Annotated in this window: 24 protein-coding genes and 1 pseudogene; 20 read left to right on the top strand and 5 right to left on the bottom strand. The window is 55.4% G+C overall.

From position 1 onward, the window contains the following. Window positions 1-100: 100 nt before the first annotated feature. The 19 genes from I6L58_RS20235 to I6L58_RS20145 all read left to right on the top strand — a co-directional run bounded on the left by I6L58_RS20235 (window position 101) and on the right by I6L58_RS20145 (window position 15,318). The gene (locus tag I6L58_RS20235; RefSeq protein ID WP_088208044.1) at window positions 101-1,180 is read left to right on the top strand and encodes a phage protease; all 1,080 of its coding nucleotides are present in this window, start codon (window positions 101-103) and stop codon (window positions 1,178-1,180) included. Next, window positions 1,177-1,608 (top strand): hypothetical protein, encoded by a 432-nt coding sequence (locus I6L58_RS20230; RefSeq protein WP_088208043.1) that lies wholly within the window; start codon window positions 1,177-1,179, stop codon window positions 1,606-1,608. The genes I6L58_RS20235 and I6L58_RS20230 overlap by 4 nt, the downstream gene beginning before the upstream one ends. A 17-nt stretch (window positions 1,609-1,625) precedes the next feature. After that, window positions 1,626-2,537: a Mu-like prophage major head subunit gpT family protein gene (locus I6L58_RS20225; RefSeq protein ID WP_088208042.1), complete on the top strand. Its 912-nt coding sequence runs from the start codon at window positions 1,626-1,628 to the stop codon at window positions 2,535-2,537. 2 nt (window positions 2,538-2,539) lie between these two features. Beyond that, complete coding sequence (locus tag I6L58_RS20220; RefSeq protein WP_088208041.1) at window positions 2,540-2,980, top strand: gp436 family protein; 441 nt, start codon at window positions 2,540-2,542, stop codon at window positions 2,978-2,980. Beyond that, window positions 2,980-3,630 carry a phage protein Gp37 gene (locus I6L58_RS20215; RefSeq protein WP_088208040.1) on the top strand — a complete coding sequence of 217 codons (651 nt, stop codon included), beginning with the start codon at window positions 2,980-2,982 and terminating at the stop codon, window positions 3,628-3,630. The genes I6L58_RS20220 and I6L58_RS20215 overlap by 1 nt, the downstream gene beginning before the upstream one ends. Then, the gene (locus I6L58_RS20210; RefSeq protein ID WP_088208039.1) at window positions 3,623-3,868 is read left to right on the top strand and encodes a DUF2635 domain-containing protein; all 246 of its coding nucleotides are present in this window, start codon (window positions 3,623-3,625) and stop codon (window positions 3,866-3,868) included. Before I6L58_RS20215 ends, I6L58_RS20210 begins: the two co-directional genes overlap by 8 nt. Next, window positions 3,865-5,307 (top strand): phage tail sheath C-terminal domain-containing protein, encoded by a 1,443-nt coding sequence (locus I6L58_RS20205; RefSeq protein WP_088208038.1) that lies wholly within the window; start codon window positions 3,865-3,867, stop codon window positions 5,305-5,307. The genes I6L58_RS20210 and I6L58_RS20205 overlap by 4 nt, the downstream gene beginning before the upstream one ends. Before the next feature lie 10 nt (window positions 5,308-5,317). Further along, window positions 5,318-5,686, top strand: coding sequence for a phage tail protein (locus I6L58_RS20200; RefSeq protein WP_070135268.1), 369 nt, complete (start codon window positions 5,318-5,320; stop codon window positions 5,684-5,686). Continuing rightward, window positions 5,686-6,075 (top strand): hypothetical protein, encoded by a 390-nt coding sequence (locus tag I6L58_RS20195; protein WP_088208037.1) that lies wholly within the window; start codon window positions 5,686-5,688, stop codon window positions 6,073-6,075. Before I6L58_RS20200 ends, I6L58_RS20195 begins: the two co-directional genes overlap by 1 nt. 134 nt (window positions 6,076-6,209) lie before the next feature. Beyond that, a complete protein-coding gene (locus tag I6L58_RS20190; RefSeq protein ID WP_088208036.1) occupies window positions 6,210-8,441 on the top strand; it encodes a phage tail tape measure protein in 2,232 nt (743 codons plus the stop codon). Then, window positions 8,441-9,760: a DNA circularization protein gene (locus I6L58_RS20185; protein ID WP_088208035.1), complete on the top strand. Its 1,320-nt coding sequence runs from the start codon at window positions 8,441-8,443 to the stop codon at window positions 9,758-9,760. The genes I6L58_RS20190 and I6L58_RS20185 overlap by 1 nt, the downstream gene beginning before the upstream one ends. Next, window positions 9,744-10,862 carry a phage baseplate assembly protein gene (locus I6L58_RS20180; RefSeq protein WP_088208034.1) on the top strand — a complete coding sequence of 373 codons (1,119 nt, stop codon included), beginning with the start codon at window positions 9,744-9,746 and terminating at the stop codon, window positions 10,860-10,862. The genes I6L58_RS20185 and I6L58_RS20180 overlap by 17 nt, the downstream gene beginning before the upstream one ends. Continuing rightward, the gene (locus I6L58_RS20175) at window positions 10,855-11,517 is read left to right on the top strand and encodes a phage baseplate assembly protein V (protein WP_088208033.1); all 663 of its coding nucleotides are present in this window, start codon (window positions 10,855-10,857) and stop codon (window positions 11,515-11,517) included. The genes I6L58_RS20180 and I6L58_RS20175 overlap by 8 nt, the downstream gene beginning before the upstream one ends. 88 nt (window positions 11,518-11,605) lie before the next feature. After that, entirely contained in the window at window positions 11,606-11,956 is a 351-nt protein-coding gene (locus tag I6L58_RS20170) for a phage GP46 family protein (RefSeq protein WP_088208032.1), read from the top strand. A gap of 10 nt (window positions 11,957-11,966) precedes the next feature. Then, window positions 11,967-13,037 (top strand): baseplate J/gp47 family protein, encoded by a 1,071-nt coding sequence (locus I6L58_RS20165; protein ID WP_088208031.1) that lies wholly within the window; start codon window positions 11,967-11,969, stop codon window positions 13,035-13,037. Beyond that, on the top strand, window positions 13,034-13,615 hold the full coding sequence (locus I6L58_RS20160) for a YmfQ family protein (RefSeq protein WP_088208030.1): 582 nt from the start codon (window positions 13,034-13,036) through the stop codon (window positions 13,613-13,615). The genes I6L58_RS20165 and I6L58_RS20160 overlap by 4 nt, the downstream gene beginning before the upstream one ends. Then, window positions 13,615-14,535, top strand: coding sequence for a phage tail protein (locus I6L58_RS20155; protein WP_088208029.1), 921 nt, complete (start codon window positions 13,615-13,617; stop codon window positions 14,533-14,535). The genes I6L58_RS20160 and I6L58_RS20155 overlap by 1 nt, the downstream gene beginning before the upstream one ends. Beyond that, window positions 14,532-15,104 carry a tail fiber assembly protein gene (locus I6L58_RS20150; RefSeq protein ID WP_088208028.1) on the top strand — a complete coding sequence of 191 codons (573 nt, stop codon included), beginning with the start codon at window positions 14,532-14,534 and terminating at the stop codon, window positions 15,102-15,104. Before I6L58_RS20155 ends, I6L58_RS20150 begins: the two co-directional genes overlap by 4 nt. A gap of 61 nt (window positions 15,105-15,165) precedes the next feature. After that, complete coding sequence (locus tag I6L58_RS20145) at window positions 15,166-15,318, top strand: DUF1378 family protein (RefSeq protein ID WP_088208027.1); 153 nt, start codon at window positions 15,166-15,168, stop codon at window positions 15,316-15,318. 62 nt (window positions 15,319-15,380) lie between these two features. On the opposite strand, the gene I6L58_RS20140 is transcribed toward I6L58_RS20145, so the two are convergent. The 5 genes and pseudogenes from I6L58_RS20140 to I6L58_RS20120 all read right to left on the bottom strand — a co-directional run bounded on the left by I6L58_RS20140 (window position 15,381) and on the right by I6L58_RS20120 (window position 20,589). After that, complete coding sequence (locus I6L58_RS20140) at window positions 15,381-16,478, bottom strand: acyltransferase family protein (RefSeq protein ID WP_088208026.1); 1,098 nt, start codon at window positions 16,476-16,478, stop codon at window positions 15,381-15,383. Window positions 16,479-16,712: 234 nt separating this feature from the next. Beyond that, a complete protein-coding gene (locus I6L58_RS20135) occupies window positions 16,713-16,976 on the bottom strand; it encodes a hypothetical protein (RefSeq protein WP_088208025.1) in 264 nt (87 codons plus the stop codon). An 888-nt stretch (window positions 16,977-17,864) separates the two neighbouring features. Then, window positions 17,865-18,239: pseudogene (locus I6L58_RS20130) on the bottom strand (Ada metal-binding domain-containing protein); the annotation flags it as partial. A 72-nt stretch (window positions 18,240-18,311) separates the two neighbouring features. Beyond that, on the bottom strand, window positions 18,312-19,367 hold the full coding sequence (gene apbE / locus I6L58_RS20125) for an FAD:protein FMN transferase ApbE (protein WP_088208024.1): 1,056 nt from the start codon (window positions 19,365-19,367) through the stop codon (window positions 18,312-18,314). Between the two features lie 115 nt (window positions 19,368-19,482). Continuing rightward, window positions 19,483-20,589 carry a porin OmpC gene (locus I6L58_RS20120; protein WP_058609847.1) on the bottom strand — a complete coding sequence of 369 codons (1,107 nt, stop codon included), beginning with the start codon at window positions 20,587-20,589 and terminating at the stop codon, window positions 19,483-19,485. A gap of 742 nt (window positions 20,590-21,331) precedes the next feature. Between I6L58_RS20120 and rcsD the strand changes: the two genes are divergently transcribed. Then, the gene (gene rcsD / locus I6L58_RS20115) at window positions 21,332-24,007 is read left to right on the top strand and encodes a phosphotransferase RcsD (protein WP_006176467.1); all 2,676 of its coding nucleotides are present in this window, start codon (window positions 21,332-21,334) and stop codon (window positions 24,005-24,007) included. The last annotated feature ends 6 nt before the right edge of the window (window positions 24,008-24,013 follow it).

Below are 24,013 nucleotides of genomic sequence, written 5' to 3'. Positions count from 1 at the left end.
TCCTCCCCCTGTTATTACCGCTTCACCCCTGTAACTGTCGGGCATTTAGCCTGCCACCTATCCTGTCCTCACTTTGACAGTTTCAGGACGCAATACACCGATGTGGAAGCTCGCCACCGCCTCACTTTCAGGCATCAACAAGGACAACACCGCCCGTATTCAGCTGTTTCCGGCTGGCTGGTTTGGTGCGCCGTCAGGTGGTCAGCGCTGGTTCCTGGACGCCTCACTGGCACAGCGTCTGATTGATGCCGCCAACAGCCGGGTGAATGACTACCAGTTTGACTATGAGCACCAGTCCCTGAATGCCCCACAGGCCAGTGGCCCGGTGCCTGCGTCAGGCTGGTTCAAGTCTCTGACCTGGGTGGAGGGTGAAGGCCTGTTTGCTGACGTCAAGTGGACTGAACGTGCCGCCTCGCTGATTCAGGCTGATGAATACCGCTATGTATCGCCGACCTTCCGCTATGACGAGCAGGGAAACGTGCGGGAGCTGGTCAACGCCGCGCTCACCAATATGCCGGTGCTGGACGGGATGCGTCAGGTGGCGGCGTCCTTAATGTTTTTTGATAACGGAGAAAAACCGATGAACGAAAATTTGCGTCTCGCCCTCTGCGCCATCATGGGGCTGAAGCAGGAGGCTGATGAGGCGGCTATTCAGACCGCACTGGAAGACCTGCAGAACAATCAGCTCAAAGAGGCCAACTGCTCCAGCATCGGTGCGCTGATTGATGCTCACAAGGCACAGCTGACCGCAAAAGACCAGGCCATTCAGGAAGGTCAGACGAAGATTGCCGCCCTGTCTGCCGCGCAGACCGGTGCGCCTGACCCCACCAAATTTGTGCCTGTGGCCGTGGTGGACGATCTCCGTAATGAACTGGCCTCTCTGTCCTCTCAGATTCAGGGCGACAAGGTCGAGACCCTGCTGACCGCCGCCCTGAGTGACGGGCGCGTGATGAAAGGTGCGGATGAAGACAACCTGCGCGAGCTGGGCAAGAGCAACTATGCGCTGATGGAAAAGATGATCAGCACCCGTAAGCCCATCAAGGCTCTGTCACAGCTGCAGTCTGATGGTATGACGTTTGAGGGTGGCCGGGACAATAGCGTCGAACTGAACGCCGAGCAGCTGGCTATCTGCAGCCAGTTCGGTAATACCGCTGAAGACCTGACCGGAGAGAAAAAATGACCGCTATCACTGAACCCCGCGACACGGCATGGCGCGACTGCATTCTGGTGCCGGTGCCCGTTGCCAAAGGCGAAGTTATCCCGATGGGAGCCATCGTCTGTGTAAACGCGACCGGCTTTGCCGTCAATGGCAAGGAGGATGCCACCCTGAAATATGCGGGCTGTGCCGACGAGTCCGTGGATAACAGCGCCGGTGACGATGGTGCGCAGCTTATCAACGTTCGCGCCAATAAGGCATTCAAGTGGGCCAGCGATGGCACCATCACTCAGGCCAGTCTGCTCAGCCGCGCTTACATCGTCGATAACCAGACGCTGTCTGCTGAAAACGGCGGTACGCCTGCTGAAGGCGAGACGCCTGCCGGTGAAGCGACCCGCAGCAGCGCCGGGAAAATCATCCTGATCGAAAGTGACGGCGTCTGGATTTACTGATTTATAAGGAAAATATTATGGCTGCAATCAACAAAGCCAATCTCAGCGTGCTGTTTCTGAACCTTAAAAAGTCGTTTCAGAACGGTCTGACGCTGGGTAAACCCCAGTGGCAGCGCGTGGCAACCCGCATCCCTTCCACGGGAGCGGCGAACTACTACGCGTGGCTTGAGATGTTCCCCAAGATGCGCGAGTGGATTGGTGAGAAGCAACTGACCAAGCTGCTGAAACAGGACTTTACCGTACCGAACAAGGATTTTGAGGCCACGGTTGTCGTCAAGCGCAATCACATCAAGGATGACCAGCTGGGTATCTACGGCATTCAGGCTGCGGGTGCAGGTGAAAGCGCGGCGATGTGGCCACATGAGATTGTGTTTGAGTTACTGACCAAAGGTTTCACCGAGAAGGCTTACGATGGTCAGCCATTCTTCAGCGACAAACACGTTATTGGTGACAAAACCTACAGCAACATGGGTAAGGCACCGCTGTCCGTTGCGTCTCAGGCTGAAGCGAAAGCGTCCTTTGGTGCGGCCCGCACCAGTATGAAAAAGCTGAAAGACCGCCACGACCGTCCGCTGAACATCACTCCGGATGTACTGGTTGTCCCTCCGGCGCTGGAAGATGTCGCCAGGACGCTGATGACCGCTGAACGCCTGGAAGACGGTAAGCCGAACCTCTACAAAGGCTCTGCGGAAGTGCTGGTGATTCAGGATCTGAAAACCGATACCGAGTGGTATCTCCTCGACACCACCAAAGTGCTGAAGCCGCTTATCTTCCAGGAGCGTGAATCCCCGGACTTTGTCTCCCAGACCAATATGGACTCGGACGACGTCTTTATGCGGGCTGAGTATAAATACGGCGTTGAGTCTCGCGGTGCCGCTGCGTTCGGCTACTGGCAGATGGCTTACGGCTCCACCGGTAAAGGGAACTGACCATGAGCTACGCCACCCCGGAGGACTACAAAACCTATTTCACAGAGCGTGATGCGGTCAGCGTGTCAGCGCCATGGAACAGTGATGAGACGGATGATGAGCGTCTCGCCCGCCACCTCCGGTCGGCGAGCGGCAGGATTGATGCGTATATCGGTGCCCGCTATCGCCTGCCGCTGCGGCAGGTGCCCGATGCGCTGCGTGATTACTGCTGTGATATCGCCCGTTACCTGCTGACCGGTAACGAGCATACCTGCAACGAAGTGATCCGCCTGCGCTACGAGGATGCTATCAGCTGGCTGAAGCTGGTTGCCAGCGGCAAAGCCGGTATCGGCTCAAACCCGGAGAACGGCGGCACCGTCGACGCCTCGACGCCGACCGTCGAGTTTTATTCCGGTGGCGACGATCTGTGGAGCCGTAACCGCACGGGTGGAGGGGCGTACTGATGATTACCACCATCGAAAAAGCGCTGTGTGAACGCCTGCAGCAGGGGCTGGGCCGGATGGTCAACAACCCTGTAGTGACATGGAACGTGCTGGCCACAGACATCGGCGCTGCCCTGCGGCAGCTCCCCGGCGTGTGCGTGGTGTTTTCAGGCATCACTAACAGCCGGGCACATGACACCTCCCGCCGCCGCTTCCTCGTCACCGGTCGCTTCAGCGTCTTTGTCGTGGATTACAACCTGCGCAGCAATGAGGCGCTCCGCCACGGCGGGCCGGGGACTGAAGAGCCGGGATGCTATCGCCTCATTCGCAGCGTGCGACGCCTGCTCACCGGGCAGGATTTGGGGCTGAAGATTGATTATCTGAAGCCTGAAGGCGTGCGCCCCGTAGCCGGGCAGGCGTTTAACGAAAAAGGCGTGGCGGTCTACGAGTGCGTATTCAGCACGCAGTGGATGGAGGATGCACTGGATAACGGCCACTGGCCTGCACCGGAGCTGCCGACCGATGACGACGCTGACTTTGTTCGCTGGAAGGGGCGCATCGAAAAACCGCTGCCGTGGCATGAAAGCACCCGCATGGCCTACTTCCAGCCCGGCGTTGCTGACCCGGTCGCCGAAGATATCATGCACAACAGGACTGACAACGATGATTAAGGTAATTGCCCGCCAGGGTATTCAGGTGCCGGTGGAAGGCCGTCCTGACCGTTACATCACGGACAAAGAGGCTGTGAACGTACCGGAGACGGCCTACTGGCAGCGCCGTCTCCGGGATGGCGATCTGTTGCCGTATGCCGGGCCAGCTAAACCCGCTGAAACTGAGGCCGCTGACGCAAAACCGTCCGATATAACCGCAGTTAAACCTGCTGCTCCGGCAGCTAAGGCGGATAAATGACTATGGATATTACAACTATTCCGAACCCGATTTATAAGCCCGGCGCTTATTTCGCGTTCAACACCACGCTGGCCTCACGTGCGCTGGCCACCAACGACCAGAAGCTGCTGATTATTGCCCAGCGTCTGACGCAGACAACGGCTGCTGAAGTCCTCACGCCGGTGAATGTCTTCAGTGACGATGAGGCGGCGCTGTACTTCGGGCGTGGCTCACAGGCGCATCGTATGGCCCGCGCGGCGATCAAGGCAAACCAGTACATTCAGCTGACGGTAGTCGGGCTGGATGATGCTGAAGGCGCACAGGCGGCCAATACCAAACTGACAATCAGCGGAAAGGCCACCGGCTCCGGGCAGGTACGCCTGTCTGTCTGCGGCACATCAATCAATGTGGCAGTCGCCAGCGGTGATACCCCGGATGATATTTACAAAGCCCTGGAGGCGGCAGTCGCTGCTGACCAGAGTCTGCCCGTCACGGCCCAGACCGGTGTTATTCCTCCAGCGGGCGAGGATGACCCTGCTACGCCGATCCTTAATTTTACGGCAGTGAACAAAGGCACATGTGGCAATGAGATTGCGATCACGGCAACCAGTACGGCCAGCGGACTGACACTGGAGATGGCTCCGATGAGCGGTGGTCAGGGTGACCCGTCTCTGGACGCGGCCTTCAGCGCGGTCTGGGCGGCGGGTCATACGATGATTATGCTGCCTTACACTAATGATGATGCGCTGGCGAAGCTGTCCGCGCATCTGGATAACGTCTCCGGGCCGCTTGAGCAGCGCGGGGCTGTAGGTGTTACCGGCTGGAACGGGACGCTTGCCAGCGGCACTACGCTGACCAGCAAGGTCAACGCCCCGCGTATTACCTGCGGCTGGCATGCTGGTTCGGCACTGCCGAACGGCGAGCTGGCGGCAATTTATGGTGCGGTGATGGCCAGTGAATCCGATCCGGCCCGCCCGCTGAACACCCTGACTTTACCGGGGCTGGATATCACGCCGCAGGACAACTGGCCGGGACGTACCGAGCAGGAAAATGCCCTGATGAACGGCCTGACGCCGTTTGAGGTGGACGGCAGCGTGGTGCGTATCGTGCGCGCGGTCAGCACTTATGTGAAGAATGCTGCGGGCGTGACCGACCGGTCGCTTATGGATATCACCATTATCCGCTCGCTCGACTATGTGCGTCTGGCATGCCGTACCCGCTATACCCAGCGTTTCCCGCGAGAAAAGCTCACGGACGCCCGGCTTGCGCGTATCCGCTCCGAACTGCTTGATGTGCTGTATTCGCTGGAGCAGCTGGAGATTGTGGAGAACGTCGACGCGCTTAAAGACCAGCTTACCGTCACCCGCAGCCTTCAGGACGACACGCGGGCGGAGGCCACCATTCCGGCAGCAATCGTGCGGGGTCTGCATGTGTTCGCCGCCGTCATTTATCTGATGTAAGGAGACGACAATGGCCCTTGAATACGTAGGCTCGATTGTCCTGGACGTTAACAGCGTGGAGGTTGAAGTCACTGACTTCAACCCCACCGAGACAACCGGGAAAAAGCTGGTCAAGACCATGAACAGCACTGGCCGCGCGAAAGGTTATACCCAGGGTATCGCCACGTGGGAGCTGGCCATCACGGCAGTGGTGCCAAAGGATACCACCGTCAACTGGGCGCAGATTGCCGGGGCAAAACTGACCCAGACGCCGCTCGGCAGCGGCAAACGCACCACCTATCAGGACGTGTTTGTCACGCAGGTCGGTGAGCAGTACACCGTGGATAACGAGGCGCGTATCAACATCACCGCCTTTGCACTTAACAAAATTGAGGAATAATGATGTCCGGGAACATTACCTGCACAGGTTCACTGCCGGTTGGCATTCTGTTTGATGGCAAGCTCCACCAGGACGTGGAACTGGGTCTGGCAACGGTCGGAGACGAGATTGCCGTGATTGAAGACGGCGTCTCTGACGCTGGCGTGCCGATTGCTGTGCTGGCCCGCACGCTGACGAAGATTGGCGACATTCCCGCTGAGAGCATTACCTATCAGTTGCTCTGCGACAATCTGGTCTCTGAGGATTATGCCTACCTGCGCACCCTGCGCGATGAGGTGAAAAAAAAGCTCAAATCCATGAGCAGCGCTTTACCGAATACCGGTACACAGTCATCCGGCTCGGACGATACGGCATCACAGAAGAGCAAATCCGACGCGCCAGCGCTGTAGAGCTGGCCGGATGGCTGGATGCCATCACCCGCCGGGAAAACCCCAAAGCCTGGCAGAAAAACCGCACCGTTATCAGCCTGCGTCGCCCCCGTAAAAGGGCACGCAGCGCTGCTTCCCGCTAAGAGGACTGCCCCGTGGCCCGTGATTTTGATACTCAGATTAAATTTGGCGTGCAGGATAACGCCACGCCCAAAATCCGGTCGTTATCCGAAGAGTTCCGCCGCATGTCCAGCGCCCGTGAGTCGCTGGGTATCCGTTCAGAGCATAACATCCAGCGGGAAATCAGCCGCACGGTCGCGGCCTATAACCGACTTGAGCGTAGCGGCGTTCTGTCGGTCAGGGAGCAGGAACGGGCTTACCAGCGCATGCAGTCAACGGTCTCCCGTCTGCGACAGGAGATGGGCGAGACGCTGCGTGTACAGGAGAAGATGAACCCGGCCCTGCAGGAGTACCGCCGACAGGCGCAGGCCCGCGAAACGCTGGGTATTCGCTCCGAGCAGTCCATCCGCCGCGAGATTAACCAGACGCTGGCCGCGTACAACCGTCTCTCCCGCAGCGGCACCATGAGCGCCAGCGAACAGACCCGCGTATGGAACCAGACGCAGGCGACCGTTGCCAGGCTCAGACGCGAGCTGGGCGAGACGGAACGCAGCTATCAGCGCCTTGCCCGCGTGGGCAAAACCGTGGGCGCTATCGGGGGCGGTCTGGTTGCCGGTGCAATGGTGATGCGCAAGCCCATCGAGAATCAGATGGAGTACGATTCCGAACTGCGCAAGGTGGCCAACTTCGCCTACAAGCATGACAATCTGGCCGGACGACAGTCGGGGATGGCAGATATCGACAGTGCGATCAAAGCCGCGTTGCGTGACGGTGGCGGCGATATCAATGGCGCTTTTCATGGTCTGGAGGTGATGCTCCGCTCCGGCACCATGACCAGAGAACAGGCCTATCGGGCGTTGCCTGGCGTCATGAAGAACGCCACCGCAACCGAAACCGATGCGGCCTCTGTCGCCAGCCTTCAGTCCAGCGCGTTTAACTTTGGGCTTAACGAAAAGGATGCGCGAGCAGGCCTCAGTGTCACCACCACAATGGCGCAGAACGGCATGGTGGATGTGCCACTGCTGGCCAAAGAGATGCCAAAGGCGCTGGAGTCTGCCAAGTCCATTGGCCTGCACGGTCGCACCGGCTTCTCACAGGTTGCTGCACTTTTTGAGGCGGCTGCACGCGGTGCTGGCTCCCCTGAAGAAGCAGCGACGTTCACCACCAACCTGCTCTCTGAGCTGTCTTCACCGACACTGGCCAACAATTTCAAGCAAATCAAAGTCGGCAAGCGCGGCCTTGATATTCGTGCGCTGATGCGTGCTGACGCGGCGAAGAGGCTGACCCCGCTGGATACTGTCGACCGGGCCATTCGCAGCATGGATGAGCACGATCCTCAGTTCGTGGACCTGAATAAGCAGATTGCCCGGACGGCTCCAGGAGAGGCCAGAGCGCAGCTGGAGGCACGACGCGACCAGATTCACGGCCAGAACGTGGGGAGAATCTTCACCAATGAATATTCCCGTATGGGCTTCCTGAACTGGGAGCGTAACAAGGACTACTACCACAAGCTGGTCGGGGAAGGTAACGAGCAGTTTGATATGCCTGCCGGGAAAACCTCAGCCGACCTTGACTTTGAGCTGGTGAAGGACAGCCCGGCATTTCAGGTCAACAAAGCCAAAAACGAAGCGGCCTTTTCGTCCAATGATACTGCCTCTCCTTTCACTAAGTGGGTTGGGGAGGCGGCTGATAAAGCGGCTGAGCTGGCGAAAGAATTTCCCAAACTGACCACCGCGATCAGCGGGGCTTATTCCGCCATTCAGGGCATCGGGGCCGCAGGTGGTGCCGGGCTGGGGGCACTGGCGCTGGCGGGCGGGCAGAAGCTGTGGAAACGTCTACGGGGTGGTGGCTCAGCCGTAGCTGAAGAAGCCGCCGAAACAGCTGCAAAAAGCGGAGGCCTGCTCAGTAAAGGCGGAAGCCTGCTGGGCAAGGTCGTCCGTGCACCACTGGCTGAAGGCTACATGGCTGCGGGCCAGTTTTACGATCAGTTCCTGGAGCGCGGTGATGATAAGGTTAAGCGGCTGAAAGCAGACGGCTACAACATCCCGGACAACATGCCTAAGCCGGTTGGCTTTCTGGATGCCTTTGATGAAATCAAAAGCTTTTTCTCGCAGAACAATACCGCCAAACCTGCCGCAGCAGGCGCATCTGCGCCTTACGCCCCACAGGGGCCACAGCAACCAATTGTGGCCAATATCTACCTCGACAGCCGCGAAGTCACCGAAACAGTGCTGCGCCGTGTGGACGTGGAATCAAGGAGAAAATAATGGCTGAGACCATCAACGACATTGCCGCAGCTCTGGGCGTTGACCTGCTGATGCCCGCCTCGTTCCGGGGCGTGGAGTTTGACTGTCTGTTTACCCGCGACACGCTGGCAAAGGACACCGTGTCCTACGCTTACCCGTACCGGGACGGCGAAGAGGTGGAAGACCAGGGGCTGAAGGCGGTGAACTTCCGCCTGCAGGCTATCTTCTGGGGCAACCGCTACCAGACGCAGCTTAAAGCCTTTTTAAACGCCCTTAAAACGGCGGGCACCGGCGAGCTGGTTCACCCGGTATACGGCTCGGTGCCGGACGTGCAGTTTCTGGAGGCCGGAGTATTCCATGAGGTGGAGCCGGTTAACGCAGTCACCGTCGATCTGGTCTTTGTGGAGAGCGGTAAGCCCGATGCGCTGTTCGCCACCACCCATTACGAGGCAGACGGCGACAGTATTTTCGACAGCGCGATCGGCTGGTTCGGGGACGCAATGGACCGGCTTCGCGATATTCAGCAGGATATCGCCCGCGTCACCAATATCATCGCCTCAGCCGAGTACGTGGTAAACGCCCTGGCAAACGAGGTGCAGTCCACCATCGGCAGCGCCCTCGACTATCTGGACTACCCGACCGCCTTTATCTCCGACCTGAAGCACCTGACCGGTGCATTCACTGACCGGCTGTCGCTGAGCGAGGCTTCCCGCCTGTCGGACTGGAACGCCCTGACCGGGCTGAAGGACACCATGCTGACGTTACCGGCTCAGCGCACCACCTCGCAGCAAACCATGTCCTCCGGCAGCGTATTCGCTTCCACGCTACGCCGCGCCAGCGTGATGCCGCAGAGCGATACGGAGATGATCAACCAGGCCATCCGACTGGTGGCCGTGAGCGAAATGACCGACACGGCCAGCGATATCTTTGTGAATGAGAACGCCTCCCCGACGCTGTCCTCCAACGATATTGAGCGCATTACCGGCGATGTGCGCACCCTGATTGTGGAGGCGATAGCGGCCCAGCGGGCGTCCGTCTCGGCGCGTATGGCCACTGCCGTTCGCGAGCAGGCCGGTACGCCGGACACCCGTCAGGATCAGGCCATCATTGCCGCGCTGCAGGAAAGCGCCTGGCACCTCCAGGAGCAGGCTCGCGGGTTGATTCTGGCGTTGCCGCCGTTGGTGCAGCGTCAGGTGACGCGCCGCTGTAATCTGCCCCTGCTGGCATTTGAGTGGTACGGCGACGCGTCCCGCGCCACGCAGCTGGCCCGCCTTAATCCATCATTGCGCGAGTCAAATAACCTGAATCCGGGGGATGTGCTGTATGCCTGGGCAAGATGAGCAGCGCCTGACGCTGCGTATCGGGGGGCGGTCGCACGACGACTGGGAGCGCTTTGAGGTGGATTCCGACCTGCTGACTCCTGCGGGCGGCTGGCAGTTGTCGGTCGGCACCGCCGAGCCGGTGTTGCCCGCGAACGTGGAGGCCGGAGCCAGAGCTGAGCTGCGCTACGGCGACAGCACCATAATGACCGGCATGATTGATGAGCTGAGTCACGACGTGAGCCGTGGCCAGCATATGCTGGAGCTGACCGGGCGCGACGCAGCGGCGGTACTGGTTGACTGTTCGGCCCCCATTTTTACCGCACAGGAAATGACGCTGCAGGAGGTTATCTCGCAGGTGATTAAGCCGCTGGGCGTGACCACTATCCGCATGCAGGCTGAGACCCCCGGCAGCGTGAAGAAGGTCAGCATCGAGCCGGGAGACAGCGCGTGGGACGCCCTGAAGCGCGTCGCTGAAATGAGTGGCCTGTGGCCGTGGATGGCCCCGGACGGCACGCTGATTATCGGCGGGCCGGACTACAGTGCCACGCCGGTGGACACGCTCATCATGCACCGTAACGGGCAGAACAATAACCTGCTCAGGCTGGGCAAGCGTACCGATATGAGCGGGCGATACTCTCAGACCACAGTACTGGCGCAGGGTCACGGCACCGGGCATGAAGACGGCAAGGCCAACCGCAAATGCACGGTGAAAGATACCACCATGACGCTCTACCGCCCGCGCATCGTGGTAGAGGGTGACTCACAGAGCGATGAAGAGGTGCAGTTTCGCGCCCGTAAGCTGCAGGCAGATGCCAGGCTGAACGGTTTTGCGCTCTCGGCCACCCTGCGGGGCTTCACCACCGCGAACGGCACGCTGTGGGCGCCGGGCCAGCGGGTTTACGTTAAAAGCGACGTCCATGGAGTCGACGACGTTTACTTCATCATGCGCCGCACCTTCCGGGGCGGTCGTGGCCAGCGGCAGGAAACCTCGCTACTGCTGCGTGAGGACGGTATCTGGCTGCCGGATGCATATCCGAAGTCCGGCCATCGCAAGGGACACCGGCGCGGCAAAAAAGACAAGGGACTGTGGACAACATGGGAGCAGGTCGACAATGCCTGATTTTTCTGGACTGGTAGATAAACGCATCCGTAAGGCGCTCAGCGGCATACGTCTGGCCTTTCGTGGCGTGCTGACCCGTATCACCACCACGGGGGGCGTACAGACCGCGCAGGTGGCCGGACTGGCCCCTGAAGGGCTGGAAGGCATTGAGATGTTCCAGCAGTACGGTTTCACCACCGTACCGCCAGAGGGTGCGATGGCGATTGTGCTGCCGCTGGGCGGACGAACCAGTCACGGGATCGTGATTGCCACCGAACACAGCAGCTACCGTCTGCAGGGGCTGGAGTCCGGCGAGGTGGCCATCTATACCGATGAGGGAGCCAGCATCGTCCTGAAACGTAACCGCATCATTGCTGTCACCTGCGACGACTGGGAGCTGAACTGCAAGCGCATGAAGGTTAACGCCTCGGAGTCTGCAGCGTTCACCACGCCGGAGCTGAGTACCTCGGAGAAGCTGACCGTACAGGGGCTTATCAGCGGCAACGGCGGTATGGTCATTAAAGGCGCTGAAGGTGGCGTGACGGCCTCGTTTGAGGGTAATATCAGCCATACGGGCGGCACCATCACCTCGGTTGCGGTCACCATCAACGGTGTGCAGATTGGGACGCATATCCACGACACCCCGGATGGCCCGTCAGGTAAACCACGCAACTAGGATTATTGCCGGGGCAGCATCGCCCCGGACTTAGCCGCTTCACCCCCGTACCTTCCTGCCTGACCGCCCCTGCGGCATTCTGCCCGCTATGGACGCCTATATCGATCAAACTACCGGCGATTACACCGGAAAACGCTGTACCGACCTGCATAACGCGGTCTGGCTGCGTCTGCGCATCCGCAAGGGCACTTACTGGGCTGACCCGCAGATGGGGTCTCGCCTGCACGAACTGGCCCGCGCGAAGGATACGCCGCAGACCCGCACGCTGGCCCGCCAGTATGCCGAACAGGCGCTGCAGCCGCTGATTGATGACAAAAGGGCAACCGCTGTGAATGTGGACGTCTCCTCGCCGGAAACCGGCTGGCTGTGGCTTTCCATCACGGTCACCAGCGCGGGCGGGGATGTGCTGACCTTCAGGCATCCGGTCAAAGTGGTTTAAACGGGGAATTATGGCTCGCAGCGTACCGGCACTCGCCGACATTACTCAACAACAGCTACGGGATATCCGCAACCAGCTCCCGGATGCGGACGTCTCCGGTGACAGTGATTACGCCATCCGGGCGAACGCCGTCTCCGGCGTGGCGCAGGGTCTGTACAACGACCAGAGCTGGATACTGCGCCAGATATTTCCCGACACCGCCGATCATGACTGGCTGGTAATGCATGCCCGCTCACGTGGTCTTTCCCCTAAACCCGCCAGCGCAGCAAGCGGTCAGGTCACGCTCACCGGCTCTGCGGGCCTGAAGGTGGCCAGCGGTCTGCAGTTCCGTCCGCGCGGCGGCAATGTCCTGTACCAGACCACGGCAGAGGCCACGCTCAGCGATAAAGGCACCGTTACCGTGAGCGCCAGCGCCATGACTCCTGGCGTCGTGGGCAACCTCAGTGACAACACCGCTGCCACGCTGCTCAGTGCCCCGCAGGGTATCGACAGTGCGGTAACGATTAAGACCATGCGCGGTGGCACGGATGCCGAGAGCGACGACTCGCTGCTCTCCCGCCTGCTGGAGCTGATGCGCCGCCCGCCAGCCGGGGGCAACAAATACGACTACCGCCGCTGGGCGATGGAGGTCAGCGGCGTATCAGAGGCGTATGTTTACCCCCTGCGCCGGGGCTATGGCACGGTGGACGTGGTGATTACCGCCAGCGGCGGCCTGCCGTCCGACGAGACTCTCAAGGCGGTGCAGGCCCATATCGACGACCAGCGCCCGGTAACGGCGAAAGACACGCTGGTGATGGCCCCGGAGCCGGTGAGTACCGATATCTCAGTCAAAGTCAGCCTCGACGGGCTGTCGCTTGATGAGGCCAGGACGCAGATAACCCAGGTGCTGACGGACTACTTCAGCCGTCTGGCTCCGGGTGAGATTGCGGTCAGAACCCAGATGGGAGCGCTTATCTCCGATATTACCGGCGTGGTGGACTACGAGCTGACCGCGCCGACCGGTAACGTCGTGCCGGAGGTCAGCGAGAAGACCGTGCAGTGGATACGTCCGGGCACCATCACCGTGGATGAACTCAAATGACCGGGAACGACTGGCGCGAACTGTTGTACCTGCTGCTACCCGATGGCTATGCACGCGATGGTAAGCGGCTGAACGCTGAACTGCAGGCCGAGGGGAATATGCTGGCCAATGTCGAGCGCAGCGCTCAGGAGGTGCTGAACGGCGTGACGCCCTTTACCGCTGTGGCGCTGCTGTCGGACTGGGAGCGCGTGCTGGGGCTTTCAGTGAGCAACGGCATGACCATTCAGGCCCGTCGCCAGCAGATTATGGCGAAGCTGAACGAAACCGGAGGGCTGAGCCGCAGCTACTTTATCCGCCTGGCAAAGTCGCTGGGCTATGACGTCACCATCGACGAGCCGGAGCCGTTCCGCTGTGGCCGTAACCGTTGCGGTGACCGTCTGTGGATACCGGAAATTGTCTGGGTGTGGATTGTGAATATTCAGGATGGTCAGGTGCCGATTTACCGCTTCCGCTGCGGCAGTTCGGCTACGGGTGAGCGCCTGATGTCATTTGGCCAGAATATGCTGGAGAGCATATTCCGCGATTTAAAACCTGCTCATACACAGGTTGTATTTAATTACGTGGAGAATAAAACGTAATGAAAGATATTATCGAGCCGGTTGATACCGACGATGGATTATTTCACGATGGCGACCCGTCAACCGGCGCGGAAGGCACCATCGTTTACGCGAAAATCATGAACGCGCTTCAGGGCGGTATTATTGATGTTCAGACCGAGAGTAAAAATATTCTGGCTGAAGCTAAAATGACGCCTGACCCGTCGAAGAATAACCAGCTGGTGACGGCAATAAAAGCCATTGCTACGGCGATTGCGGCCACCGCTGCGTCTGTGGCTGTCCCCGTTGGCACACCGCTGGCATGGCCAACAACCACGCCACCTGACGGATACGCCATCATGCAAGGGCAGACGTTTGACACCGCCAAATACCCGAAAACCGCTGCGGCCTATCCGTCCGGTAAGCTGCCTGATATGCGCGGACAAACCATTAAAGGTGCGCCTGATGGGCGTGCCTTACTGAGCCTTGAGGCCGATGGCATCAAGTCACACGCGCATACTGCGACGGCGTCAAATACTGACCTCGGCACCAAGACCTCATCCGCTTTTGATTATGGTACGAAAACCACATCAAGTACGAATTTGGGGACTAAGGCCACAACATCTTTTGATTACGGGACAAAGACAACAAACAGTGCTGGTGCTCATACACATAATTACAACGATAACTATGTTGCAGGTGCAGCTGGCCCTGACGGAGCTGGAGATAAAAAGGGGCCACGAGCGACTACATCAGCTGGTGCGCACACACATACCGTTGCTATAGGCGCACATACTCATAACATTGTGCTTGGTGCCCATACCCATACGGTAGCCATTGGTGCACATACTCACGCTATCGTTATGGGAGCACACGGTCATACTATTACGGTCGCCGCAGCCGGTAATGCGGAAAACACCGTTAAAAACATCGCATTTAATTATATTGTGAGGCTAGCATGACTTTTAAAATGTCCGACAACGCACAAACCATCAAAGTTTTTAATTTGCGTGCTGACACTAATGAATTTATCGGTGCCGGTGATGCGTATATTGCACCACATACAGGATTACCCGCCAACTGTACCGAAATAGCGCCACCGGCGATTCCTGTCGACCATGTCGCTATTTTTGATGAAGCGAAGCAGGCGTGGTCGCTCATCGAAGACCATCGCGGCGTCACCGTTTATGATACTGCCTCCGGGGCATCAACTGTCATTGAGGAGCTGGGGCCGCTGCCGGAGAACGTGGTGACGACAGCTCCCTTAGGGAAGTATGAGAAGTGGGACGGGAAAGCCTGGATCAAGGATGAGGAAGCGGAAAAAGATGCACTACTGGCAGAGGCAACAGCCAAACAAAGCCAGTTAATCACTGAAGCCCGCCAGGTTATCGGCGAATGGCAGACCGCACTTATGTTGGGGTCACTCTCTGAAACTAACAAAGCCAAGTTACAGACCTGGCTCAACTATATCGAGGTGCTGAAAAATGTCGACCTCAGCAAGCCAGAGTGGCCGGAAAAACCAGAACAATAAAACCGATATTGACAGGAGGGGACACTTCCCTTTTGCTTAAAAATAAACAAAGGAGTAAGAAATGACGTTGATTCAGACTGTATTACTTTATGGTTGCACTGCTGTTTGTGCGCTCTATCTGATTGCTGGTGGCTATAAAACCATTCGGGCTTATATTCGTAAAAAGATTGACCAGGCTGCTGAGGCAAAAACAGCGGCAGCAAAAGAAGCCTGAACAGTCAAATGTGCCGAATGCGGCACGTTTGGATTGCTGTATTTTGTTTGCTGGTTTCATATCTATAAGGGAGGGGTGACACTGGCTCCGCCCGTTAACCTTTTTTGCAATAACCGCGTTTTAAGCCAGTCTGATAATCTTACCTCAATAATCCTGTGTGTATAGTGTGCGACAATAAACGTTGTGGCTAGGGATAAAACCAATATCAGTATGTCAGGCATTACAAATAAGTGTGCGGCATGTTTTGCAATCTTAATGAAAATGTTCTTAATATTTTCATGTAAAAGATAAATTGAATATGAACATGCCCCCAAATGAAGCAGCGCACGATTGTTGAACCGGAAGCCGCTTTTTTCGAGTTTCAACATGGCTACTAACAGCAAGAGACAAGGGAACCCCCAACCCTGAAGGCCATGCCCGACCCAATGTGGGGCATAGACGTTGTAGAGGAAAATCCCTATAAAACAGAAGTACAGGCATGTTTCGCTTTGCCTTGTAATTACCCGCATTCGAGGGTAATACATCCCCAGCAGAGAACCGGCAAGAAACTCAAAAACGATAGGGTGAGTTATCATTGAAAAGTAAGTATACGGGAATGAAAATCCATAAATTAAATAGTTTTCTGGCAAGGAGTTCAGCATAAGGGGTAAGCCTATAACGCTACTTATCAGCGTTATGGAAAATAGCCATTTGTATTTACCAAAAACAAAGGAAACAGTAACTACCAGATAGAAATACATCTCGTAGTTTAACGTCCATCCCTGGCCGATTTGTGCGCCCCCATAGGCCGGGCCATTGTCACCACCAATAGGGATAAATAGCATCGACTTCAGACTGTGCAACCAGGCTGTGGCATCCGAACCAAAACTCAGCATCGTTAATATGTAATAAAGAGGAAGTATCCTGATTAGTCGGCGCAACAGGTAGTTTGCCCCCGCTCTTGTACCAATACTACTCGGCGATACCGTATAAGCCGCAATAAACCCACTAATCAGGAAGAACAGGTCTACTCCCCAGGAGCCACCAGGTATTATCTTCCCGAACGGAGCATTTGCGGGTAATGGTATAAACGCCTGATGGTGAACCAGCATGACCGCAACAGCGGCTATGCCGCGCAGGATCTGAATTGAGTTAAGCGTACCGTTTTTCTTTTCTGCCATGTGTTGTTCGTTTGTTAACCTATGTAAAGCGCAGATTGTATAGCCTTACATACTATGTGGCTAACTTTTTTGCTACTTTCTCATGAGGTTACGCAGAAATAGCGTTAGGGGCTTCACTGTGAATCAAATCCGTTCAAATCTGTATCAAACTATCTTACGGTTACATAGTCAGCGCCAGATAAGTCTGGCGCTGATGAACTCAGGACGTAGGATGTCACAGCCATGCCAGATAAATCAGGTAGTTCTGGCTTTTTGTAGTGCAATTTTGCTTAGCTTCAACTGCCCTAAAGAAATGAATTTTTCTCCATCACAAACATGAATTGCGGTATCGTCTATCAATCCCTGGCCTATAAGGGCATCCACGTTCGCAAGCATCTGAAACTCATCACAATCACCAAAGCACTCAAAATATTGGTCTGCCGTCATACGATGAGGATGAAAGACTAGAAGGGCATCAAGGATGTCCTTCTGTAATTCAAGAGATAAAAGTTTATTCATGTCGTAGTTTCCTTTTAAATCCGGCTGGCCTGAAGCTCATATTAAATATGAACAATGGCTAACACCTTCAATGTGTTAAAGCATAAGAAAAACCTTTCTGGGTCAACCTCAGGTGACAAAGGTTCAACGTTGCGCATCCCTTTACATCTATAACAGCTCGGCGAGATACAAGGCCTTTTGCTATCAATGACATGACGTTTATCACCATCTGGAACTCATCGCGTTCGCCGAAGCAATTGAAATATTGCTTACCCGTAGGCGCATACGGATGAAAAACGGACAAGGCTCTGAGGATGTCGCCCTGCAGCCTGTGAGAAATGAGTTCATTTTCCATAAATGTCTAAACCTTAGAACAAGTACCCCACCCAAACTGGTGGTTCTTAAACTGTGCAAAAAAATCTCGTTGAAGTTCGCGATCTAAATCAAATTAATAGAATTTGGTGATAGATTAACCGCAATTGATCGGCAAAACAGATCGATACTGATAAGGACATAGAATTACCAACTTCTGGGATTGAAATCATCAGGTGTTGCAAAGGCATGCGTGATGATTATTCAGTCATTTCTTATTCCATTTGTAAGATATTTGCACTCGTTAATGGCATAAATGTTAGTGCAGAATTTCCTACAAATGAGTGCAAATTCGTTTTCAGCGGTACAGTTCATGGTCAATTCCTTCTAAGCGACTAAGAAACCTACAGGCCTGTAGTGCGACGCACACCAAATCTATGGGATCGGGCAGTACAGAGGAAAGAAGCAAGGAAGGTTAGTGATGGTTTGATAGGTTGAAAATTGCGCTGATTTGAAAGGTATTTGATATGCCCCGGTGGGGTATCATCGTGAATCAAATCCAATTCAAATCAGTATCAAACAATTTTCGCGCCTACACATGCCGGTCACGGATTTAAACAGACGATGGAAATGGAACGGGCTGACGGCAACCTGCCGGGCCAGCGCCTCCAGACTCAGGGCCGGATCCTGCTCGAGCAGACGGCAGGCCAGCTCAATTTTTTGCAGCTTTTGCGCCTGCGGATCGGGTTTGTCCGGCATGCAGCGCTTGCAGGGACGAAAGCCAGCCTGCGCAGCGCGTTTTGCATCGGGATAAAAACGAACATTCTGACGCAGCGCGTGGCGGGCGCGGCAGGAAGGACGGCAGAAAATGCCGGTCGTCTCTACCGCAAAGACAAACTGGTTATCGGCGAGCGGATCGCGGGCCAGCACGGCCTGCCAGCGCTCATCATCGGTCATGGTCAGGTTTTTCATCATCGGCTCCTCTTACAAGCATACCCCTACCTTGCCCGAGCGCCAGCGAAGAAAAACCCGCAACCTTGCTTTTTAATTTTGTTCCTTAACCAGAAAGCTGTCGAACTGCGGTGAATGCCAGGTTTTGAATCCATCCGCCTCTTTGGTGATCATGTAAACGGCCAGCCCTTCCTGACGCACTACCTCTTTAGCTTTCTCGGTACCCAGCACCATCAGCCCGGTGTCCCAGGCGTCCGCCTCCAGCGCCGTCGGGGCGATAACCGTGACCGAGACCAGGTTATGCGTGATTGGACGTCCCGTCTGCGGGTCGATCACATGCGAAATCCGTTTACCGTCAAGTTCATAGTAGTTGCGGTAGCTGCCGGAGGTGCTGATGCCGTGACCGTTGATATCCACAATCGCCTGAACCGCGTTCTGCTGGTCGGTTGGCTTTTGGATCGCCACCCGCCACGGTTCACCGCTGGCGTTCATGCCCCGGCTGACCAGCGCACCACCCACTGAAACCAGATACCGTGAAATCCCTTCCTGCGCCATCAGCTTAGCAAGATGGTCCGCTGCATAGCCCTCGCCTACCGTCGAAAGGTCGACAAACAGATCGGGAATATCTTTCTGAAGATACTGCTGACCGTACTGATAGATCGTCGTCAGATGCTGTAACCCCGTGCGGGCGCGGGCGTCATCAATCGCCGCCTGGTCGGGGGTGGTGTCAGGCTGTTTAGTGGGGCCAAAGCCCCAGAGGTTCACCAGCGGCCCGACGGTGACATCCATCGCGCCGTTGGTTTTGTATCCCACGCGCATTGCTTCGGTCACGATGTCGGCCATCGCCTCACTGACTGGCCACAGCGAGGTGCTTCTGGAAAGATTGAAGCGCATCAGCGCGGAGTCATTTTTCCAGGTCGACAGCAGCTGATCGTCAGCATCCAGCTGCGACTGGATTTTTTCGCGGAGTTCGTCGGCGCGCGCGTTGTCTAGGTTCATCACGCTGACGCGCCAGACGGTGCCCATGGTTTTACCATCCAGAACCGTTGGCGCTGGCGCGGTGGTTTTTTCCGGAGGCGTTGATGCGTCGCATGCTGTCAGAAGTAAAAGCGTAGCCAAAAAGCTGGCGCGTAAAAAAGTCATGTCCATTCTTATTATCCTCATGCCAGGGCGGCAAGAGTACACCAAACGGGGGCATTTGTAAGACCCCAATCATTGCATGAAAAAAGGGGCCAAAAGGCCCCTTCAACGTACTGAAACGCGATTAGAACTGGTAAACCAGACCCAGCGCTACGATATCATCAGTACCGATACCCGCCTGACGGGTGAATTCGTTTTCGTCCACGAGGTTGATTTTGTAATCAACGTAGGTAGACATGTTTTTGTTGAAGTAGTAAGTCGCGCCAACATCAACATATTTCAGCAGATCCTGATCGCCGTAACCTTCGATGTCTTTGCCTTTAGACTGCAGGTACGCCACGGATGGACGCAGGCCGAAGTCGAACTGGTACTGAGCAACCACTTCGAAGTTCTGCGCTTTGTTCGCAAAACCGTAGATGTCGCTGGTGCTCTGGGAATTACCGAAACGGGTTGCGTTATAGGTCTGAGAGTACTGCGCGGCCAGGTAGATGTTGTTGGCGTCGTATTTCAGACCACCGGTGTACACTTCTGCGCGATCGCCATCACCCAGTGCTGCGGTGTTGTTCTGGTCAGAGGTACGTTTGGAAGAGGACATCGCACCGCCGATGCTGAAGCCTTCGCCCAGGTTGTAGGACAGGGATGCCCCGTAACCGTCGCCGTTCTGTTTCAGGGTGCTACGACCCGCATCGTTTTCACCGCTGACGCTGCCGTTTTTACCCTGATACTGCAGAGCAAAGTTCAGGCCATCAACCAGACCGAAGAAGTCCTGGTTACGGTAGGTTGCTACGCCGTTGGCACGGGATTGCATGAAGTTGTCTGCGCCGTAAGTGTCGCCGCCAAACTCTGGCAGGACGTCGGTCCAGGAGGTCACGTCGTAGATTACGCCGTAGTTACGACCGTAATCGAAAGAACCCGCGTCAGCGAATTTCAGACCCGCGAACGCCACACGCGTCCAGGACTGGTTGTCGCTTTCATCGGTGTTACCCTGAATCTGGTATTCCCACTGGCCGTAACCGGTCAGCTGGTCGTTAACCTGAGTTTCGCCTTTGAAGCCAAGACGCATGTAGGTCTGGTCGCCGTCAGCGCTCTTGTCATCAGAGAAATAGTGCAGACCATCTACTTTGCCGTACAGATCTAATTTGTTGCCGTCTTTGTTATAAATTTCAGCCGCATTTGCTGCGCCTGCTACCAGCAGAGCTGGTACCAGGAGGGAAAGAACTTTAACTTTCATTTTATTAACCCTCTGTTATATGCCTTATTATTGCCACTGCTTACTGATCAACCCTCTTAATCAGTCGGCGGATTCATTCTCCTTAAAATTACAGAATAATCCAATGGGAATATGATACTAAAACTTTGAAGATGTTTCATTGTTCCATAAAGATGTTTCCATTTGTAAATAAAGAGGAACTTTTACAAAGCACAAACAGTGAAAAAATAGAGCACTTATAATCAAGCTTAAAAATATCAATAATAAAATCAACAGGTTAACTCAAAATTCTTTACAGCACTGAAAGACAAAACAAAATCGCACAACCTCACTAAAATAACTCTTGCTATCATCATTAACTTTATTTATTACCGTCATTCAGCTTTGAATGTCTGTTTATCCCTGATTAGACCGAATGCAAGGCATTCGGTTTTTTTTTACCTATCTTTACGTAAATATAATTTTCTTGTGCTACCCGCGTGAAATTATAACGACTATTAACTAAATCGATTATTTTCCCCTCTAAAATATCCATTCTGGCATAAATTTTTAATTTCTTGTTTATTAGTGCTATTTTCGCCCTCTTATCGCCACTTATTTGTACACTCAGCATGATGTTGTACATCTTTTAAGCTTTATGCGATGAGGGTATTCAGGCAATAAAAAGTCCCTGCTTCACCGATGACGGCGCTGGAAATTCGGTTATTACCCTTTATACTGCCCTATCCCCTTAAAGCGCAGCCACCACGGGTTAAACATATCAATGAGTCAGACTGAAACTACCGCCCCGAGCAAATTTTCCCTTCTTCCCGGGAGCATCACCCGTTTCTTTCTTCTGTTGATCATTGTGCTGTTAGTCACGATGGGGGTGATGATTCAAAGCGCGGTGAATACTTGGCTTAAGGACAAAAGCTATCAGGTCGTCGATATCACCCACGCTATTCATAAGCGTATCGATACCTGGCGCTACGCCACGTGGCAGATTTACGACAATATTGCCGCCGCCCCGGCCACATCGTCCGGCGAAGGACTACAGGAAACGCGTCTTAAGCAGGACGTTTATTACCTCGAAAAACCACAGCGTAAAACAGAAGCCCTGATTTTCGGCTCGCACGACAGCGCCACGCTGGAGATGACCCAGCGCATTTCCAGCTATCTTGATACCCTCTGGGGTGCGGAGACCGTGCCGTGGTCTATGTATTACCTGAACGGCCAGGACAACAGCATGATTCTGGTCTCGACGTTGCCGCTTAAAGATCTCTCCTCCGGCTTTAAAGAGACTACCGTTGGCAGCATCGTTGATTCCCGCCGGGCGGAAATGCTCCAGCAGGCTAACGCCCTGGACGAGCGTGAAAGTTTCTCCTCCCTGCGTCGGCTGGCCTGGCAAAACGGGCATTACTTTACCTTGCGCACCACCTTTAACCAGCCAGGGCATCTGGCGACGGTGGTAGCCTTCGACTTACCCATTAATGACCTGATCCCGCCGGATATGCCGCTGGACAGCTTCCGTCTGGATCCTGACAACAGCACGCAAAACATGCGCACGCCGCCGGATAAAGAAGGGGCAGAGAGCGTCTCGATCTCCTTTAACGGTTCGAAGATTGAAATTTCCTCCTCGCTGAACTCAACCGGCATGCGTCTGGTGTGGCAGGTTCCTTTCGGCACGCTGCTGCTCGACACCCTGCAAAATATCCTGCTGCCGCTGCTCCTGAACATTGGCCTGCTGGCGCTGGCGCTGTTTGGCTACAGCACCTTCCGTTTCCAGCCGGGCCGCCAGAAGGGGGAATCCTCTTCCGTCTCCGTTGGAACAAGTAACGAGCTACGCGTATTGCGCGCCCTTAATGAAGAGATTGTCTCCGTGCTGCCGTTGGGTGTGCTGGTTCACGACCAGGAGGCTAACCGCACGGTAATGAGTAACAAGATTGCCGACCACCTGCTGCCACATCTGAACCTGCAGAACATTACCACCATGGCGGATCAGCATCAGGGGGTGATCCAGGCCACCATTAATAATGAACTCTACGAGATCCGCCAGTTCCGCAGCCAGGTGGCATCGCGCACGCAGATTTTTGTTATTCGCGATCAGGATCGCGAAGTGCTGGTGAATAAAAAGCTGAAGCAGGCGCAGAGGCTGTATGAAAAAAACCAGCAGGGGCGCGCCGCGTTCATGCAAAACATTGGCGAGGCCTTCAAGCAACCGTTAAAAACGCTTGCCGCGAAGGCTGCCGAACTGAGCACGCCTGAAAGCCATCAGCTCGCAGGCCAGGCTGACTCGCTGGTGCAGCTGGTAGATGAAATTCAGCTTGCGAACATGCTGGAAAGCGACAGCTGGAAAGGCAATCCGTCCCTGTTCTCTATTCAGGATCTGATTGATGAAGTGGTGCCTGACGTGCTGCCCGTGATTAAGCGCAAGGGTCTGCAACTGCTCATCAACAACCACTTACCAGCTAACGATAAACGCCACGGCGATCGCGAAGCCCTGCGCCGGATCCTGTTAATGCTTATCCAGTACGCGGTGACCACCACGCAGATCGGCAAGATCACCCTGGAGGTCAGCACCGACGAGTCAACGGACGATCGTCTGACCTTCCGTATCCTCGACACCGGCGAAGGCGTCACCGTGAGTGAAATTGATAACCTGCACTTCCCGTTCCTTAACGATACGCAGGGCGACCGCTACGGCAAGGCAAATGCCCTCACCTTCTGGCTGTGCGATCAGCTGGCGCGCAAGCTGGGTGGGCACCTGAACATCAAGGCGCGTGAATCTCTCGGCACGCGCTATTCATTGCACGTAAAAATGACCGCCAACCCGCGGGAAGAAGATGAAGAACGCCTGCTGGATGATGTGGTGGTGATGGTCGATGTGACCTCAAACGAGATCCGCAATATCGTGGTTCGCCAGCTGGAAAACTGGGGCGCAAGCTGTATCACCCCCGATGAACGGCTCGCGAGTCAAGAATTTGATCTGTTTTTAACTGATAATCCGTCTAATCTTACTGCCTCCGGCTTGCTTTTAAGCGATGATGAGCCAGGCGTGCGAAAAATCGGCCCTGGGCAGATGCGCGTCAACTTTAACATGAGCAATGCGATGCAGGAGGCTGTACTACAACTGATCGAGGAGCAGCTGGCGCAGGAAGATATCCTGGAGTCCCCGTTGGGCGGTGATGAAAATGCCGAACTCCATGCCAGCGGATACTATTCACTGTTTGTTGATACAGTACCAGATGATGTTAAGCGGTTGTATACTGAGTCCGCTGCGAATGATTTTGCAGCGCTGGCGCAGACAGCACACCGGCTTAAAGGCGTGTTTGCCATGCTTAATCTGGTTCCCGGCAAGCAGTTATGTGAAACGCTGGAACATCTAATTCGTGAGAAAGATGCCTCTGGCATTGAAAATTATATCAGCGACATTGACGCCTACGTCAAAAGCTTGCTGTAGCAAGGT

Source organism: Enterobacter cancerogenus (assembly GCF_019047785.1).
GTDB classification, from domain to species: domain Bacteria; phylum Pseudomonadota; class Gammaproteobacteria; order Enterobacterales; family Enterobacteriaceae; genus Enterobacter; species Enterobacter cancerogenus.
Note: the sequence above shows the minus strand (reverse complement) of the source record. Positions and strands in the feature narration are given on the sequence as shown.

Bases quoted from the DNA above. Each gene is read 5' to 3' on its own strand.
- I6L58_RS20165 (WP_088208031.1), top strand. From the start codon at position 11,967: ATGGCTCGCAGCGTACCGGCACTCGCCGACATTACTCAACAACAGCTA.
- I6L58_RS20160 (WP_088208030.1), top strand. From the start codon at position 13,034: ATGACCGGGAACGACTGGCGCGAACTGTTGTACCTGCTGCTACCCGAT.
- I6L58_RS20205 (WP_088208038.1), top strand. From the start codon at position 3,865: ATGACTATGGATATTACAACTATTCCGAACCCGATTTATAAGCCCGGC.
- rcsD (WP_006176467.1), top strand. From the start codon at position 21,332: ATGAGTCAGACTGAAACTACCGCCCCGAGCAAATTTTCCCTTCTTCCC.
- I6L58_RS20230 (WP_088208043.1), top strand. From the start codon at position 1,177: ATGACCGCTATCACTGAACCCCGCGACACGGCATGGCGCGACTGCATT.
- I6L58_RS20140 (WP_088208026.1), bottom strand. From the start codon at position 16,478: ATGGCAGAAAAGAAAAACGGTACGCTTAACTCAATTCAGATCCTGCGC.
- I6L58_RS20215 (WP_088208040.1), top strand. From the start codon at position 2,980: ATGATTACCACCATCGAAAAAGCGCTGTGTGAACGCCTGCAGCAGGGG.
- apbE (WP_088208024.1), bottom strand. From the start codon at position 19,367: ATGGACATGACTTTTTTACGCGCCAGCTTTTTGGCTACGCTTTTACTT.
- I6L58_RS20170 (WP_088208032.1), top strand. From the start codon at position 11,606: ATGGACGCCTATATCGATCAAACTACCGGCGATTACACCGGAAAACGC.
- I6L58_RS20225 (WP_088208042.1), top strand. From the start codon at position 1,626: ATGGCTGCAATCAACAAAGCCAATCTCAGCGTGCTGTTTCTGAACCTT.
- I6L58_RS20155 (WP_088208029.1), top strand. From the start codon at position 13,615: ATGAAAGATATTATCGAGCCGGTTGATACCGACGATGGATTATTTCAC.
- I6L58_RS20210 (WP_088208039.1), top strand. From the start codon at position 3,623: ATGATTAAGGTAATTGCCCGCCAGGGTATTCAGGTGCCGGTGGAAGGC.
- I6L58_RS20175 (WP_088208033.1), top strand. From the start codon at position 10,855: ATGCCTGATTTTTCTGGACTGGTAGATAAACGCATCCGTAAGGCGCTC.
- I6L58_RS20185 (WP_088208035.1), top strand. From the start codon at position 8,441: ATGGCTGAGACCATCAACGACATTGCCGCAGCTCTGGGCGTTGACCTG.
- I6L58_RS20195 (WP_088208037.1), top strand. From the start codon at position 5,686: ATGATGTCCGGGAACATTACCTGCACAGGTTCACTGCCGGTTGGCATT.
- I6L58_RS20135 (WP_088208025.1), bottom strand. From the start codon at position 16,976: ATGAATAAACTTTTATCTCTTGAATTACAGAAGGACATCCTTGATGCC.
- I6L58_RS20120 (WP_058609847.1), bottom strand. From the start codon at position 20,589: ATGAAAGTTAAAGTTCTTTCCCTCCTGGTACCAGCTCTGCTGGTAGCA.
- I6L58_RS20220 (WP_088208041.1), top strand. From the start codon at position 2,540: ATGAGCTACGCCACCCCGGAGGACTACAAAACCTATTTCACAGAGCGT.
- I6L58_RS20200 (WP_070135268.1), top strand. From the start codon at position 5,318: ATGGCCCTTGAATACGTAGGCTCGATTGTCCTGGACGTTAACAGCGTG.
- I6L58_RS20180 (WP_088208034.1), top strand. From the start codon at position 9,744: ATGCCTGGGCAAGATGAGCAGCGCCTGACGCTGCGTATCGGGGGGCGG.
- I6L58_RS20150 (WP_088208028.1), top strand. From the start codon at position 14,532: ATGACTTTTAAAATGTCCGACAACGCACAAACCATCAAAGTTTTTAAT.
- I6L58_RS20235 (WP_088208044.1), top strand. From the start codon at position 101: ATGTGGAAGCTCGCCACCGCCTCACTTTCAGGCATCAACAAGGACAAC.
- I6L58_RS20145 (WP_088208027.1), top strand. From the start codon at position 15,166: ATGACGTTGATTCAGACTGTATTACTTTATGGTTGCACTGCTGTTTGT.